General features: G+C 31.7%; 16 protein-coding genes. 8 read left to right on the top strand and 8 right to left on the bottom strand.

Features of this window, described 5'->3' with window-relative positions:
- Positions 1-551 precede the first annotated feature (551 nt).
- Positions 552-911, bottom strand: a complete 360-nt coding sequence (locus tag F1Z66_RS09065; RefSeq protein ID WP_149863296.1) for a hypothetical protein — start codon at positions 909-911, stop codon at positions 552-554.
- Between the two features lie 469 nt (positions 912-1380).
- Positions 1381-2031: a TMEM175 family protein gene (locus F1Z66_RS09060; protein ID WP_149863295.1), complete on the bottom strand. Its 651-nt coding sequence runs from the start codon at positions 2029-2031 to the stop codon at positions 1381-1383.
- Positions 2032-2694: 663 nt separating this feature from the next.
- On the opposite strand from F1Z66_RS09060, the gene F1Z66_RS09055 reads away from it, so the two are divergent.
- Both F1Z66_RS09055 and F1Z66_RS09050 read left to right on the top strand, forming a co-directional pair.
- Positions 2695-3297, top strand: coding sequence for a GlcG/HbpS family heme-binding protein (locus F1Z66_RS09055; RefSeq protein WP_159357628.1), 603 nt, complete (start codon positions 2695-2697; stop codon positions 3295-3297).
- A gap of 760 nt (positions 3298-4057) precedes the next feature.
- On the top strand, positions 4058-4720 hold the full coding sequence (locus F1Z66_RS09050) for a MarC family protein (protein ID WP_149863293.1): 663 nt from the start codon (positions 4058-4060) through the stop codon (positions 4718-4720).
- Between the two features lie 461 nt (positions 4721-5181).
- On the opposite strand, the gene F1Z66_RS09045 is transcribed toward F1Z66_RS09050, so the two are convergent.
- Positions 5182-6711, bottom strand: coding sequence for an alpha/beta fold hydrolase (locus F1Z66_RS09045; RefSeq protein ID WP_149863292.1), 1530 nt, complete (start codon positions 6709-6711; stop codon positions 5182-5184).
- A gap of 290 nt (positions 6712-7001) precedes the next feature.
- A complete protein-coding gene (locus F1Z66_RS09040) occupies positions 7002-7256 on the bottom strand; it encodes a ChaB family protein (RefSeq protein WP_149863291.1) in 255 nt (84 codons plus the stop codon).
- 219 nt (positions 7257-7475) lie between these two features.
- Between F1Z66_RS09040 and F1Z66_RS15490 the strand changes: the two genes are divergently transcribed.
- Positions 7476-7622, top strand: a complete 147-nt coding sequence (locus tag F1Z66_RS15490) for a hypothetical protein (RefSeq protein ID WP_154670532.1) — start codon at positions 7476-7478, stop codon at positions 7620-7622.
- A 141-nt stretch (positions 7623-7763) separates the two neighbouring features.
- Here the strand turns inward: F1Z66_RS15490 and F1Z66_RS09035 are convergent, their stop codons facing one another.
- Complete coding sequence (locus F1Z66_RS09035; RefSeq protein ID WP_149863290.1) at positions 7764-8015, bottom strand: hypothetical protein; 252 nt, start codon at positions 8013-8015, stop codon at positions 7764-7766.
- 322 nt (positions 8016-8337) lie between these two features.
- Positions 8338-8619, bottom strand: coding sequence for a SemiSWEET family sugar transporter (locus F1Z66_RS09030; RefSeq protein ID WP_149863289.1), 282 nt, complete (start codon positions 8617-8619; stop codon positions 8338-8340).
- Between the two features lie 1666 nt (positions 8620-10285).
- Between F1Z66_RS09030 and F1Z66_RS09025 the strand changes: the two genes are divergently transcribed.
- Positions 10286-10576 carry a hypothetical protein gene (locus F1Z66_RS09025; protein ID WP_149863288.1) on the top strand — a complete coding sequence of 97 codons (291 nt, stop codon included), beginning with the start codon at positions 10286-10288 and terminating at the stop codon, positions 10574-10576.
- Between the two features lie 177 nt (positions 10577-10753).
- On the opposite strand, the gene F1Z66_RS15485 is transcribed toward F1Z66_RS09025, so the two are convergent.
- Positions 10754-10903, bottom strand: a complete 150-nt coding sequence (locus tag F1Z66_RS15485; RefSeq protein ID WP_154670531.1) for a hypothetical protein — start codon at positions 10901-10903, stop codon at positions 10754-10756.
- Between the two features lie 315 nt (positions 10904-11218).
- Between F1Z66_RS15485 and F1Z66_RS09020 the strand changes: the two genes are divergently transcribed.
- The 3 genes from F1Z66_RS09020 (at position 11219) to F1Z66_RS09010 (ending at position 13325) form a co-directional block, all read left to right on the top strand.
- Positions 11219-11452: a hypothetical protein gene (locus tag F1Z66_RS09020; RefSeq protein ID WP_149863287.1), complete on the top strand. Its 234-nt coding sequence runs from the start codon at positions 11219-11221 to the stop codon at positions 11450-11452.
- 616 nt (positions 11453-12068) lie between these two features.
- On the top strand, positions 12069-12785 hold the full coding sequence (locus F1Z66_RS09015; protein WP_149863286.1) for a hypothetical protein: 717 nt from the start codon (positions 12069-12071) through the stop codon (positions 12783-12785).
- A 282-nt stretch (positions 12786-13067) separates the two neighbouring features.
- Complete coding sequence (locus F1Z66_RS09010) at positions 13068-13325, top strand: antibiotic biosynthesis monooxygenase (RefSeq protein WP_159357629.1); 258 nt, start codon at positions 13068-13070, stop codon at positions 13323-13325.
- A gap of 213 nt (positions 13326-13538) precedes the next feature.
- Here F1Z66_RS09010 and F1Z66_RS09005 read toward each other — a convergent pair whose 3' ends face one another.
- Positions 13539-13781, bottom strand: a complete 243-nt coding sequence (locus F1Z66_RS09005; protein WP_149863284.1) for a hypothetical protein — start codon at positions 13779-13781, stop codon at positions 13539-13541.
- A gap of 816 nt (positions 13782-14597) precedes the next feature.
- On the opposite strand from F1Z66_RS09005, the gene F1Z66_RS09000 reads away from it, so the two are divergent.
- Positions 14598-15623 carry a methyltransferase gene (locus tag F1Z66_RS09000; protein WP_149863283.1) on the top strand — a complete coding sequence of 342 codons (1026 nt, stop codon included), beginning with the start codon at positions 14598-14600 and terminating at the stop codon, positions 15621-15623.
- The last annotated feature ends 97 nt before the right edge of the window (positions 15624-15720 follow it).

Raw genomic sequence — 15720 nt, 5'->3', positions numbered from 1 at the left:
TGATCTAACCAAATGGAAAATGACTGTCTCAGCTTTTGTTATTCTCACTTAGAAACAGTAGTTACAACATGAGTTTGAGGTCGGGAAGATAATAAGAGTAATAAACAATAACTGGGATAATCCGATACGTTACACCGAAAACATATGTGGATCTCCACCAGCAAATAATAAATTCGATATGGTTGTAGCCATTTCCCATGCTATTGCTTCCCCGCCTTATCAACCGGTATGCTTGATTCTAATTGATCAACCAAATTGAATGAAGGGTATGAAATTTCAAGAGTATTTGTCGAAGGTAGCTCCTCCGCGGAAGACATATTTTATTACTGAATACAGGATAACGATATTAAAGAAACAAATAACAAATAATTTTCCAGTCGACATAAGGTAATACGTTTGTGTTAAGTTAATTCTGTAATAAAGAATTGGATCTAACTTACCCAACATTACTACGAGTAATGGTTATTTCAGCCTCTGAACTTTTTTGCAAAGTATTAGATGGTATAGCCAATTTGCAAATCGTATATCTAAAACCTTCTTTCAAAATATATTTATTTTTTTGATCGTATTTCTCTGAGAACTGTTTCATAATCGAGATGCATATTCTTACGCATATAAGGAATCAACTTGTAATGTATTGAATAATAATCCTTATCCTGTTGTATTATGCCCTTAACTTTCAATGATACAATGCCGCCAGCCATTCTTGAAATTGGGATATTTTTTTCATTTGAAATATGATTCCTCATTTTATGATATTCTCTGGCTGTAAAATAACTCCTATTCAGATGTAAAACCAAGGGCCAAATGATAAATTCCCACATCATCCTTCGATTTTCGGTAGAAGTAGCGTATTTCCCCTTGGAATTTTCATTAATTTTGGTATTGTATTTTTGTTTTTCTATTGTCATTTTGATATTTGAAACATGCCCTTTTGAAAATTAAAATACATAAATGATATTATTCAGCATATCTTATATTAATATCTAAATCCAAATCTCAAAAGGTGTTATAAAGTTTAATTGTTTTACTAGCCAAATGGAATAAGAATACAGAGTGTATCGGTAATGCCATTTCGTGAACGAAAAGTTGGTCAAATATTTTTTATTTAAGAATTAATTTCCGTCCATAGTAGACTCATTTCCCTATATTTTAACAAAACTGATAAACATGTATATTACAAACACTGACGCGTTTCCTACGTTCTATTGCAGAACAATCCAAGCTCGTATATTAATATTAACAGTATGATTTGAAACTATATGTACAGCCCTATCACAATAATTTTTGATCACCTGGTCATTATATATATAAGCAATTTTGGTTCAACCAGCAGAACGGAGGGCGCAAAACAGGAAAATTTATTGTGATAAAGACTAATCACACTTCTTCAGCATGCAAATCACTATGGCTCTTGTATCGCCATCGGATCAGGAAGGACACCGGAAGTATTATGATCAAAGGGAATATTGACGCTAAATGTGGATGAAGAAATGAAGCAAGGATCGAGATTGCATACGTAGTTGGGATTATCATTGTCCTGATATATGTAAGTCTTACTAAAACCAAGTTTAGTTCATAGTTACTATTTTCACCTTTTGTAGCAATCAATTGTCTTCGTAAAGCATGTCTCCACATAAGGAAAAGGATTAAACCTGTCAAAATTTGAATCAAAGAGTAAAAGATAAATGAATTTTGATTATTATACTCATTCATAAGCCTAATTGAAAAAGGAACTATTGCAATAAACATCAGAAATGCCAAGTTTAGCCAGATCATTAAATCCGTGGTACGTTTAATAGGATTGAAAACTGCATGATATGTAATCCAAAATATCCCTATAATGACAAATGTAGTTATGTAAGAGATAAAGGTTTTGGCAATTTCGCCAAACTCCGTACTGTCAACGAGTTTGATCCCATCAAGATTTGGAACTTGTAGTTCAACTGCTAATATAGTAATTGCGACTCCAAATACAGCATCAGTAAAGATCTTTATATGAAATTTGCTTATGCCATAGATATTAACCATATCAACTAGATAATAGTAACGCCAGATGTGAACCTATTAAACATTTAGAAAAAGATTTCAGTATGATTCACATTATCAAAATGTATTAATGTTCAATAGCGGTTATTAAGAGAAGCAATCAAATAGTTTCACTCCGATTCGGATTTCTGTAAACAGTTATCCGTGCCCGAATACAGGATTTTGGCATAAATACAGATTGTGTCTTCAAATTTAATATATATCTTGACATGGAAAACCGTGGCTGCATATCAATTAATTATGCTATTTGATAATAGGTCGTACTGCGAACTTTTAATCAAGCAAATTAGTATATTATTTGATCAGCTCGTAAGCCGGTGTAGGCCTGATATATGACAAGGTAGAGTCAAAAATCAAAATTGCAAAGTCCTTGGGATTTACCTTCTTGTAAGGCCAGGTGAGGTTGAATTGCACTGTAAAGTTTTAGGATGTCACTTGGATTTGTTTAACAAATAATTAATAATTAATAATTATTTAATTATTTCAATATTAATCAGTTAATTTGTGTTTTAGAAATGTATTTTCCGTTTCGACTATATTACCAAACCCTTAATAAATAATCACAGCCAAACCACAATATTGAAAAATCACAAATTAAATTTAAATCAGTTGGATTACTCAAGGTTTCTTGGAATTCCCATGTTATTGGTTATAGTAATATTTTTCTCCTCATCTATAGCTAATGAAGTCATCGCTTCGAATGGTAGTAATTCAACTTCATTAGAGTTAAACACTCAACATGTAATTTCACTGAAACTAGCACAACAAATAGCGACTGCAACCCAAGCAGATTGTAGTGAAAAAGGGTTCCCAGTTACCGTGTCGATACTGAATAAGGATGGTATAGACATATTATTAGCCAGAGGCGACGGAACTACTGGTGCATCCGTAGAAGTTGCACGTGATAAAGCATACGCTGCGACAGGATTCCAGTCACCAACATCTGCATTGGAAGAGCGAGCCAAAACTAGCAGTCCCGGGATTATAGCGGTTGAAGGTTTTACAGTTCTCCCTGGCGGTTTGCCTATTAAAGTTAATGATGAATTAATTGGGGGAATTGGTGTTAGCGGAGCCCCAAGTGGAAAAATTGACGAGGCATGTGCCAATGCAGGATTGGCTACAATAGGTACAGATATTCCTAGTGTAAATGCCAGTGACACTACTAACGCAATCAACAATCAATTAACCAATACTACGAGCCAAGATGCCAATATCAACAACAACAACAACACCAATAATTTAGTTTAGCAGATCCAATTCCAGAATTCAATTGAATATTGGTAAAGAGAACGATATTGAGTAAATAAAGGGTCGATCCAAACACCATGTTTTTTTAGATCATGTAATTCATGAAGTTGGCTTTCAAACCTCTTGTCATAAAATATTTCAATAAATTTTAATCATGCATTGTGACTGATTGAATAATAAATAATTCTTCAAACCGTTTTCCTCACATATTTGAGAACAGCGCAAATAGGATATGGATATCTAAACCACCGATCAAATAAGTACACATCAATTCCATCAATCTAAGTCACAATCTGATTAAATTTGTGAAGGCAAATTCAGATCAAGGTAAATTCCAAATATTAGATTCAATGAAATGTTGATAAAAAATCTCTGACTTTATCTTGATTTTCACATTATTGTTAATTGTTTGCATAGGTTCCAAAGCTTTCTCCAGGATCTTGAAGAAATCAGACTTGACACCTAACTTGTAGACCTAATTTACTGAACTACTATCTTGATTGATTATTCATGATAGAATATATTCCACTTCCAATTCAAAATCGTGTCCGCAGTGGAGTATAATAATCATGTTCTCATTACCTAGAATCTTTTAATGCTGTAGTATGTGCTTACTCATTCATATTTTTACTTTTTGATTATCTTTTTTAATCATATATTTGTGTCTTTAATTTCTTTGCGACTCAGTCTGAACTTAGTAAATGGCGTATACAATAGAAGAGAATTTGTATTATTATACAAGTAAGTAGAAATAGTAAGTATGATATCAAATGAAATAGTAACTCCATTTTTGGATATAATCTCCTATGCTAATTCATTTGGTTTAGAGATCATGAGATCAACTATTGCCCTTTTTGTAGTAATCAACCCCATTGGGACATTACCTCTTTTCATAAGCATAACAAATAAAATTTCCAAACAAGAGAGAAATCAAGTTTCAAAGACCGCTGTAATTACTGCAGGGGGTTTGCTAATTGTGTTTGCGGTATTGGGCACGCAAATTTTATCATTTTTTGGAATTACCATCGCAAGCTTTATGGTGGCAGGAGGTATTTTGTTACTAATAATTTCATTGCAACTTATTACCAGCGGAGGTTGGAAGTTTGTTGCAGGAGGAAATGGCAGAGGTAAAGGAATAGCCGAAGCAGATGAATCAGGCGTAGTACCCTTAGCTTTTCCCCTGTTAGCCGGCCCTGGAGCAATTACATCTGTTTTATTATCCTTTCAAACATCTGGCCTGGTAATAACAATATTTTCTATAGTAATTGTCATTGGGTTAACTTATATTATATACTATTATACTGATCCTATTCATAGAATACTTGGAAGAAGAGGGGCTTTGATTACTACCAGGGTTTTTGCCATACTTGTAGCAGCTATTGCTGTACAATATATCGTAGACGGCTTCAAGTCATTTCTATAGTCCGTGCTTAATTTTGTTGAGATATGATCAGTAAAGGCCATCATCCAAGCTATTATCAAGTATACGAGTCATGCTTTACATGGACATCATACATGACCAATGATATCATATGAAGGTCAAAATAATATCGAAAGCACCAATTCATTGAATTTGGATTCTTGTGCTAAATAATTGCCCTTTATAGAATAACCTTGTTAAGCACTCAATAATCACACAAATTAAAATGCATGCTTCTAATATCTGTGTATAGATCTCATACGTTTGAAATAACATTTTGTTAAGAATCGATATAAGAACAAAGAACCATCATTATTATTTCACAACAGCTGTTTTTGAAACTCAATTCTACTCACCTTCAACATCCCTTATCTTCAGAGCAGCATCTTAGATTAGTAGTTGATTACACAATAATTGCAAAAATTTTGGAAATATCAAGTATCAAATAGTATTGGAAATAAAAGTCAGTTTTTTCTCTTTTTTAGCCATTGTCCTACTTTGGGCCATAATTGCTCCTGTGCTCGCGAGCTAATACAGGCCCCAACATGACCAGAATCAAACTCCAATATTGATTTGTCTTTACTTCCAACCGTATCATTTATCGCTTTACTTGATTTTGGATCAACGAGATCATCTCTTTTTGCAATTACGTTTAAAAATGGATGTTTAATTGTTTTCAGATCAATCTTATTCCCGTCACCGATCACCATTTCATTATTAATTAACAAATTTTTCTTGTAACAATCTTCTACGAATTGTCTGTAAATTTCACCAGGTATTGGCGGACTGTCATACAGCCAAGTTTCTGTGGCAAAAAATTGAAGTATTGAGTCCATGTCTTTTGGCTTCCCCCCTTCAAGGAAGAAATGCGGATACTTGTGTAAGACATCGACCGGACTACGAAGTAAGAAGGAGCTGTTTATAAATACTTCGGGAGCGTTACCAAAAGTATCAACAAGAGAATTCGCATTCATATTCCTTGTCCATATACTTAACAAATTATTGTCAATTCTAAAATCACCGGGTGTAGCAAACGTCACAATATTTTCTATTTTTTCAGGATGCAAAGCAGCAAGCATTAGAGAAAGGTCACCGCCCCAACAATAACCTAACAAGGAAACCTTATCTGAATTTGAGTGATCAATTATATGGTTCACTGCATCAAGAAGATAACCATTTACATAATTTCCTAAGGTCAAATTCTTATCATATGGGCTAGGAGTACCCCAATCTGTAGTATATACATCGAATCCCTGATTCTGAAAGTTTCTTACAACACTTGAATCCGGAAGCAAATCGAGTATGTAGTTTCTATTGATAAAGGCATAAATAATAAGAAGAGGTGTGGAATTGTTGGTATTTTGATCAATCCCGTCCAATTTTTGGCTTAAAGTATTTAATTTCAACGTGCTCTGTCCTTTAGATTTTTGTCTAGTCCAATCCTGTTGTGGAGTATAGTAATGGAATAATGAATAATTATCCTCAGAGTGTATTTTATGAGAAGGTGTTCTGTATATTATATCCCGGAATATTTCAAAATATCGATTATTCAATAATGAATTTGCATAGGAGAATTGTTGATACAAAAATCCCATTCCAGTCATCTTGGCAAGTTTGCAGTTAAGGTCAACACATTGTGAAAGCGCATTGACAAAATCCTTGTCCCTAAATTTAGTATCAAATGTATTACGGATCTTTGCAAGTATTATTTTTTCATATTTCTTGTAAAATTCCAATTGTTTATCAAAATTTCCATCCCAATTAAAGTTCATGAGAGTATTTGGGTTTTCAGATTCAACTATCTCTTTTTCAGGAAGTACAGATGATGAAGAATAAGCATCAATAAATGCACGATAGATTTTGGAACAAAGATTGAAAGAAGAGAATAATGAGTTGTAGTAAATTTCTGTAAACGAATAAGGATCATAACCTAAATCTATGTCATCATACCCCTCTGGAGCCATTATATTCGATTTGCTAGGTTTATGCATCATTATTAATACTAATCAAGATTAAAGTATATTAATAAATGCTGAATCAGGCAGTGTAATCCCCCATAGATATCTCATTAAGGTATATCACATAGAGTTTGTTAACTTAGAAGCATTTTAGTAATAGTGGAAAAGTAGTAGACAAAATAATAAAAGATTTCTTTCCAGTTAATCTTTATAGAATTTACTGCTACAGAGATAAGATATAGGCAAAATGATACAACACATAATGACTCATTTCAATCAAAATGCCAATAGGCTAGAATAATAAATTTTTAATATAGTGATAACAGTCAATTTTTCTTGACCCAATCGTTGCCTTCTTTTTTGTATTCCTTTTTTACAGCAGCCCATGCTACCTTGTGTGCAACTGCTTCTGCAGATTCACTTTTACCACCTCTTCTCTTATCAGGATCCTTGTACTCATCGAGAGCACTAGCATGAGCCTTTTTAAAAATATGCTGAGCGTGTTTTGGAAGATCATCAATTCTTTTCTCGGTAGACTCTGAAAGTCCATCATCAGTATTCCCATTCTTTTTGTTAGACATATCTATTGTTAGACATAATAAAATAAAAGCAGCGTAATCAAAGTAGGTATTTTTTTAAAAGGATTTGTTGTTTATATCGCATTAGGATAGTTATAGAATGACAAATTGAACAAGATTCAATCCACATCTATCATATTCAAAAAGAACGTATTTTCAATTGCCATCTAATTTCCGATACCTATGTATATTTTATAAATAGATTAGAACACAAAAATACTCATGTCAGAAGAACCACTTATCAGAGAAGATGAACTTCAACAAGAATTGCAAGATATTATTTATAGCGATTTAGAAGATGCGAGAAAAAAATCAGAAATGCTAACAAATCTTCATCAAATAATACCAATAACCCCGGCAAAAATTTAGATACGAAACATCGTTAGAAAAAAATCTACGAGTCTGGAAAATGCAAATAACCAATACCCCATTTTTTTTAAACAAGCATAGTTCTTTCTCTAACCATTTTAGATAGGTTTTACTAAAAATTAAGGGGTAGAATAAATATAGTTACTCTACTTTAGTCATTCCCCTCTTACGATATTCCTCGCGTGCTTCTGGTGAATTTGTTCCAGTCTGACCTTCTGATATTATTTTTTGATCTTCTTGATCCCTCTTAACTGCAGTAGGTTCCCCTTCATTTACCTTGGCTGGAGTCATTGGTTCTTTATCTGAATACTCATTTAATGGATCACTTTTTCTTTCTTTATTAGTGCCTGCTACACCTTCTTCATACTCTTTAGCATTGTTGTTTGTTGACATGGATAATAATTGCTAACAATGTATATAATCAAAAGCAATAAATTATCTTAATGCATATAAATTGCATCACTTTTCCTTTTTCATAGTTTAATAGTCATTATTATAATTTACATTGAATTAACTCATGCTTAATTTAAATATGAATGATCATGAATATTAATACGAATAAGAACAATTATTTCCTTAACTTATTACAGATGGCCATGTTTTAGCAATGTCAAGTTTCAAAGTTGATAAAAATCATAATCATTAGTTGATTTAGACATTTGATTTAAAGTATATTGGAAAAAGCAATTTATTACGTGATCAAATTTCTACTAATTTAACCCTCATCCAAAGGCTTGTTAGAGTATCTTATTTTTAGTATTAACATGAAAATATTTAATGACACTCCCACTAAATTACCCAAAAAAATGACAATATCTGACTTTCCTATACCATATATTGCCCATAGAGAAAGACCTATTATCAATACTACCAAGAATCTAATTGACACGTCATCAGTGTCTTTTGTCCTCAGTGCTTTTTTGATTTGTGGAATCGTACTTGCTACGGAAAACGCTGTTGCAAATAATCCAACAACTGTTAACAAAGCATCAAACATCAGTAAGTAATAGGCATTCTAGTTTTTATTTAGGATATAAATGATAAAATGGCTTTCCATTAAATAATTTTTTTTGAATGAACATACTATTAAGCAGATTTAACATTTTCTCCAAAAAAATAAAGGTGGTTAGAAGAAAGAGTAATTATTTACCTTCAAATTATTGAAAAGTGGAAGAAATATAGTTCATTTAGTAAAACAAACCAAAACATCAATCGATATATTAAATTCAAGATACCTAATCACCACTACAGTTTCTTCATATTAATATGAATACAATAGTCCATATACATAGACTCAATTTTCCCCGTCTTATCTTCAAGATGAAAATCAAAGTGGAAAAAATAGAAAATTTTGATCCTGAAAAATATTGATCAACATAGGCGTGATGGAACACAGTCCTAACTACTAAAAAAAATTTAAGAATATATTACCAATAAACAGAAAGAGAATTTCTCGACAGGTTACTTTATCTACTTTAACAAGATCATGTTCTACGTTTTCAAAGATCTAAGACAATTAAATTAAAGTGTAATTTCTGAACCTTATTTAGAGCAATCTAGAAAAAGATCGTAACCATACAGAGAAAAAATCTCGAAGAGCATCAAATATAATTCCATAACTCGAGCTGCTCAACACATATTCAAAGTGTCATGCTATAGATAAAGACATTAAGTATCCTTAACAGTAAAATCCAGATTGGCATAACAGCATATCCAGCAACTTTATTTCTTTTTACTTTTTATTATAACTAATTCCATATTAAGTGAGGTTACTTAATTAATCAAACGCAATATAAGATAGGTGACACAATCCTTTTGTCCATCTATGATGTTTCGTTCACATGTTGTTTTATGAACAAGCATAAAAGTATTGTAATCGGAATGGAATTGTTTTGGTAAATACAGATTTGAAGATATCACACAGGTGTTGAACCAGATCTGTAAACACATCTTTTTTGTAATACAGTTTCTGATTGTTAAAGTATTATCTGTTATATCTACATTTTTTATACATCTAGTTAATTAAAAAATCAAACTACCAAAGATAAATATCACCACGACAAGAAAAAAGGGAAGTCAGAAGTAATGAAGAGGCATTTTACAACTCCTTACTTCCCAACAGCTATATCGTGGATGGTATTGTGATTGTTATTTAGCAACAAACCTTATTAACATGATACATTATTTGTATTAGAAATATATAACTAAATGGCAAAAAGCTTGATTTTAATACTCATTTTCATCATAATTTCAGTGAATGATATCATAACCTTCTTTAGTATAAAGTCCTTTAATTCGCATACAAGATTTTATGAACCTATCTGAAATAACATAAAAATATTAGAAATTAGATAATTACGACATTAAATCTAAATCATGTTGGAGGAAATGTCGGTAAATAATTCTTGATCCATATTTAAGTTATCACCCTAACACAAATTAACAAAGAATATTCATACAACATATGAAGGAAATTCAAATGTATCCCCCCTACTCCGAATAATTAATTTCAACATTATAGTATAGCATTGCAAGATCTTTGATGCTCTAACAGAAATAGCAAAAATAAGATCATTTGTTTAGAAGATGAGTTCCTATAATTATTTTGCATATAGTTATGATGACAAAGTTAAGGATTTATGTGATTTATTTACATCAATGATATGAATGAAAAGAACATAGACGAGCCTTACAATGAAATTGAAAAAAAGGTGCAGAGTATAATATTGGCTCATCTTTACATAAAAAAAAGGGAACGTCAAGAAAAGGTATCTCTTCAAGAATTGGAAGAAAAGGTATCTCTTCAAGATAAATCATATCTGGAACTAGATTTGATCAAACTATGGAATAACTCTAATTTGGTAGTAATTACAGATGATAACCAATTTAGTATTACAGAGTTAGGTATGACCGAAGAGGAAAGGAGAATAAAGGAGAATAAAGTAATTGATTGATTTATTTATTTATAATCAAAGCAGACGCATTAATATGCAAACGACATTTGATGGTTAAAAAGACGGCAATCTGTTTACAATTAACTAATTACGGAAGCAAGTAACTAAATTTGAACAAACAAAAATAAGACTAGAAACATCAAGGAAAAAAGTTAGCATAATTTCACTATCCCAAAATCAATCTAAAGCAATCATCATCGGAAATAATACAAACCGGGTTTCACCCTGTTGTTCCACTTCTTTTTGATTGTACTGCCAAGTATACTCTATCAAAAATAGAGAAAAAGTACTCTGTAGCAAATAACCTGAAAGAATTATGGAACTCATTATAATTCTTTATACTAGATTATCAGTTTAACCGATAAATCAATTACTTTGCAATATTATATTTTTTAATAAATTAGAAGATAAAGAGATACAATATAATTTTTAAAAGTATCTGATTTCGATATTATCATCCGACCTTCAAAAGGACACCAAGGTTAAACGCTTGAAATTTTTACTACCTTCCTTAGGATTTACCAAATAAATAATGTAAACACTGCTAAATGTCGTGCTACAAGATAGAAAGATAAATCTATTTCTTTCTCACTGTGATTTTTTTTCTGAATTCTTTATTAGCATGATGGGCTATCTTAAAGTATGGAATGTCGCATTTGCAGTCATCCCATAGTAATGAGTCGACTTAAAAGAGTCAGATTGGATAATAATAAAGAAATTTTTTATGATATCTTATTTGATATTTGCAATTCTTGCAATGGACCAATCATTGGTGTAAAAAGATACGATAGACAAAATTCTAATGTCAGTTACAGTCAAAATCCTGAAGAATGGTCTTCAAATGATATAGAATTCTACTCTAAAAGTAACAATTAGAACATCTAAGAATAATTTAAAGATATATTGTTATCTTTCTAACGGGCAGAATTTGGATGGGTATTCGGACTAATATATCAATATCCAATTGTTTGAAACCGGAGGACATATCTCTAACATATAAACCAATACACCGATAAAGATAATTCATCAATTAAAATGGAAATAAATTGTAGAACCGTGAAAAATAATTTTATACTTCAGGTTGAATATAATAACCACATTGGATCTAGTTAGCCGGTCCAAATTGCAAAATTAGCAGATATTGTTCCTTTTGCAACAACAGAACTTCTGTAAACTAGGGCTAAATATCATGGTGATATTTTTCATCAAGCACATAATAAAAACTAATTAAAATAATAGAAATATGATGTATGTGCTAATGTGATGACCAATTTGCAAATTCTCTTGCAAATTGCAAAAGTAATTTAGAAAACTAATTGCACTAAGCAAGTATTAAATTATAAAACCAAATTCTATATTTGCTCTGTTATATGCGAGCATAACTGATCTCCTTTTTTTACTTTGATACACATATAAGTAAATGTGGGTGAACCATGGACTTGTTATACTACCAATATGGGCTATTACTAAGGTTTAGGAGTGAAATCATTTAATGAAAATAGAAAGTTCAGAAAGCAGAATGATAAAAGATAAAGAAAGCAAAGACAGTTTAGATACACCGTTAAATTATAACAAATCTTCACATACCAATTATGAATTATTACATCAAGATAAGAGAGAATTCATACTGTCACAATTAGATCCTGAACTAAGAAGAAATGAGTTTCAGAGATATTTCCGGTTATTTGGCTATAATCCAGATAAAACTATTCTTCAGGTTCACATAGTAGGATTCTTCAACAAGGGACAGTTGGATCCAAAAGAGAAGGAAAGACGAAAATCGTCCATAGAAAGATATGGGGCTACTACATTCATGGTAGTAGGAAGAACCCATGATCCTTCAATATTAAATAATGTAATTCAACCTAAGAAACATAATCCATATCAGAGGAGTCCAGGATACGTCGGATATTTATGGAAGGTTAAGAATAAACAGAACAGGCCTCCGCACGAAGTAATCCCATTAGATTTTACCCCTTTAAACATACCCTACCCAAACGAATGGAAAAAACTATTCGCAACCAAAGGGTTCATGATAGCTTTACATGTACCGAGTAGACTTGCTAAGGTCAAAAATAACATAACAAGGTTGCTATATAGAATAGGGAAAAAACCTGGAATAGATGTACGCAAGGAATGGTCATTTTTAGACGACATAGAATCCGAAATGGAAAAAATTTCTGAGAAAATGACAAATTCAAAAAAATAAAATTCCTGAGAAAAAAGTGATTTTTAATTGCAGTTTTTAAGGTCACATACTTTAAAGATGTGACGAGATAACTTTAGAGCATTTTATCCGTCATGCCGTGTCGATATATAACACCTTGTCATGAATGAGACTCCAACAAACTTAGTATTCCGAAATTCAATTTACCATGCAATTCCCTAGTTATTTTATTAATCATTAAAACTATCATACATAATGACTACTAACCAAATGAAAGGGAATTTACTGATTTCTGTAAGTATTTTCAATGTTAAGGACCAATTGATGCAAGAAAAAGTAGTTAGTTTACTTAAAGAAGCTACCCAACAAATATTGCACAAACACGAAGGTTTCATATCCACGAGAATTTACAAGAGCTTGGATGGAACAAAGGTGATAAATCACATAAAATGGAGAAATAAGGGAACATTTGAAAAGCTGCTCAATGATCCTAGAATGATTATTCATATGAACGACATTGATAACTTAGTCAAGGTCGAAAGAAGCTTGTGTGAACTAGTTTATGTTGACAAAAAACAATAATCCCCCATCTTTTTCAATTTATAGAAATGTAGTGGATAATGTAATTTAAGCGACTAAAATATCTATAAAATCCTGATATAACGGGATTAATAAATTAAAGTATCAGCTAATTCAGCAAATATAAAAAATTTTAGAATTTGTGAATTCATTTGCTGACCGTATAAAATTGAAAAATAGAAAGAATCATTTGATTATCAGAAGATGAAAACTTTGCTAAACAGAATTGTTCAGTTCAAGTGCTCTATCCTCTCTAATAGTAGGATTCTGGAAAATTTGTGCAGTTGTACCGGCTTTTGAAAGAGCATGTAAAAATAAAAACATAAAATTCATTTGATGTTGAATATCCTCAAAATACATGTTTGATTCGCGTGGGTCTATTACCCTCCCTGAGCCAATATTATTTCCTAAACTGAAAAATCGCTTGTACCAATCATTTTCAATATTAGACTTACTCAATGTAATAATCTCTTAAGTATGTAATAGAGTTTACACTATTTAAGGATTATTAATTCTATAAATAGAATTGGCATTACTATAATTTCACAAACAAAGGTTTTTTCGTAAAAAGGCTAAGCATAGGACCAATAACGGAAAAATCCATTACATTACCTTCCTAAAGCCTTACCGACATGTATACAAAACAGCACAGAATTAAATAAGGAATTTGCAAAATAGAAACTAATAATTTATTACGCTCTCATAATACTTTATAAGAGGGCAGTAAATTTAGAATTTCATTAACAATAAACTTAGCCTATGGTTTAACAAAAAAATACTTTTCCTTAAAATAGTTCATCAGTTATCATATAAACTCCAAATTAGCATTTAACAAAACTAAACCGATAGCGCTCTAACAATGAAAGAAGAATATAAAATAACATCGATGTTGCCTGCAAGTATGGCAATATCTATGAACAATAAATTGGTCCAAAAAATGAATAAACAAATAAACTGGCAACAAGTGAAAATATAGTTCATATCCATTTTAAAAGATCGTCTTGAAAAAATTTAAATCACCTTCAAAACATTGAACAGCCAATGTCCTAGAAGTATTCGAAAAACAAGCTAAAAAAAGGCCTTGCATCCCCTTTATAAAATAGAAAGAACTGAAGATGAACCATATTCATTTCACTCCCACAAATGCATAGGAGTTTACTTATTACTAATGTTCGGATAATCCTATTGGTTTATTCACATCATTAATTTATCCACAAGAATGGGCTTTTTTAAAAATTCGATTAATATATAATAAAAAGACTGACAGATAACCATATGACCGATATTAACAAAACTATTGATATCATTTTTGGCAGGTGGAAAAGCCAAATACTTTATGCAGGAGCCAAAACTGGGATATTCGATTACTTGTCAACAGATCCGAAAGATGTAAGTCAAATTGCAAAAGATTTAGAATTAGATGAGGCCATGACTTATCGTATTCTTCGGGCACTGGCATCCTTGGGTTATCTTAAGGAGGAGAAAAATGAACGCAAATTTTCAATTTCCCCTGAAGGAGAATTTCTAAAGAAAGACCATCCTCAAACCCTCCAAGGGATTTTACTATTAGAAGAAGGACCAGAACACTATCAAATATGGAAACATCTACCAAGAATGATTAAGGAGGGAAATCAAGACGCATTTCTGTCAGAATATGGAACCAAAATCTTTGAATACGCTGCAAACAATTCTGAATATTCAAAGATATTCAATGAGGCAATGAGTAGCTATTCTGCGATGCATACAGCCATGGTCATAGATGCGCTGGACGGATATGATTTTAATAATATATCTCACATCTGTGAAATTGGAGGAGGCCAGGGACATCTTTCGAGTCATTTACATTCAAAATATGATCACACAAGGGGAACGATACTAGAGTTAGAACAAGTCGTTAATAACCACCATACAGCATGGCCCACTAAAATGGGTTTGCAGGATCGATGTAAGTATTTGAAGGGAGATATGTTCGACTATGTTCCTCCTGCCGACCTTTATATGATGAAAATGATACTTCATGATTGGAGTGATGAGGAATGTGTAAAGATACTTTCAAATATTTACAAATCTGCTCCAGAAAAGTCAAAGGTATTCATTATAGAGCATTTAATTCCAGATGCAAGTACTTCACACTTTTCCAAGTTGTTTGATATACATATGATGTGTGCAACAACCGGAAGGGAAAGAACCCTTGAAGAATATATTCTGATTCTTAAACAAGCTGGATGGAATTACGTAAAAACTCATTATCCTTCATCCAAGATGATTGGAGTGATTGAGGCCATCAAAGGAATCAATTAAATAGACTGATTTAGGTAATTCCTTTTTTGTTTTTAATATTTACACTAATATTCTTAACTATCCATAATTTAAAGACACAATTTCAAGCACATACTCT

The sequence above is a fragment of the Candidatus Nitrosocosmicus agrestis genome, assembly GCF_008389435.1.
Lineage (GTDB): Archaea > Thermoproteota > Nitrososphaeria > Nitrososphaerales > Nitrososphaeraceae > Nitrosocosmicus > Nitrosocosmicus agrestis.
This window is presented reverse-complemented; position numbering and strand designations above follow the sequence as displayed.

What these genes read in the sequence shown, in the direction of transcription:
- F1Z66_RS09010 (WP_159357629.1), top strand. Translation starts at nt 13,068, where the DNA reads ATGCAAGAAAAAGTAGTTAGTTTACTTAAAGAAGCTACCCAACAAATA.
- F1Z66_RS09035 (WP_149863290.1), bottom strand. Translation starts at nt 8,015, where the DNA reads ATGTCAACAAACAACAATGCTAAAGAGTATGAAGAAGGTGTAGCAGGC.
- F1Z66_RS09015 (WP_149863286.1), top strand. Translation starts at nt 12,069, where the DNA reads ATGAAAATAGAAAGTTCAGAAAGCAGAATGATAAAAGATAAAGAAAGC.
- F1Z66_RS09000 (WP_149863283.1), top strand. Translation starts at nt 14,598, where the DNA reads ATGACCGATATTAACAAAACTATTGATATCATTTTTGGCAGGTGGAAA.
- F1Z66_RS15490 (WP_154670532.1), top strand. Translation starts at nt 7,476, where the DNA reads ATGTCAGAAGAACCACTTATCAGAGAAGATGAACTTCAACAAGAATTG.
- F1Z66_RS09025 (WP_149863288.1), top strand. Translation starts at nt 10,286, where the DNA reads ATGAATGAAAAGAACATAGACGAGCCTTACAATGAAATTGAAAAAAAG.
- F1Z66_RS09040 (WP_149863291.1), bottom strand. Translation starts at nt 7,256, where the DNA reads ATGTCTAACAAAAAGAATGGGAATACTGATGATGGACTTTCAGAGTCT.
- F1Z66_RS09065 (WP_149863296.1), bottom strand. Translation starts at nt 911, where the DNA reads ATGACAATAGAAAAACAAAAATACAATACCAAAATTAATGAAAATTCC.
- F1Z66_RS09020 (WP_149863287.1), top strand. Translation starts at nt 11,219, where the DNA reads ATGGAATGTCGCATTTGCAGTCATCCCATAGTAATGAGTCGACTTAAA.
- F1Z66_RS09060 (WP_149863295.1), bottom strand. Translation starts at nt 2,031, where the DNA reads ATGGTTAATATCTATGGCATAAGCAAATTTCATATAAAGATCTTTACT.
- F1Z66_RS09030 (WP_149863289.1), bottom strand. Translation starts at nt 8,619, where the DNA reads ATGTTTGATGCTTTGTTAACAGTTGTTGGATTATTTGCAACAGCGTTT.
- F1Z66_RS09050 (WP_149863293.1), top strand. Translation starts at nt 4,058, where the DNA reads ATGATATCAAATGAAATAGTAACTCCATTTTTGGATATAATCTCCTAT.
- F1Z66_RS09045 (WP_149863292.1), bottom strand. Translation starts at nt 6,711, where the DNA reads ATGATGCATAAACCTAGCAAATCGAATATAATGGCTCCAGAGGGGTAT.
- F1Z66_RS15485 (WP_154670531.1), bottom strand. Translation starts at nt 10,903, where the DNA reads ATGAGTTCCATAATTCTTTCAGGTTATTTGCTACAGAGTACTTTTTCT.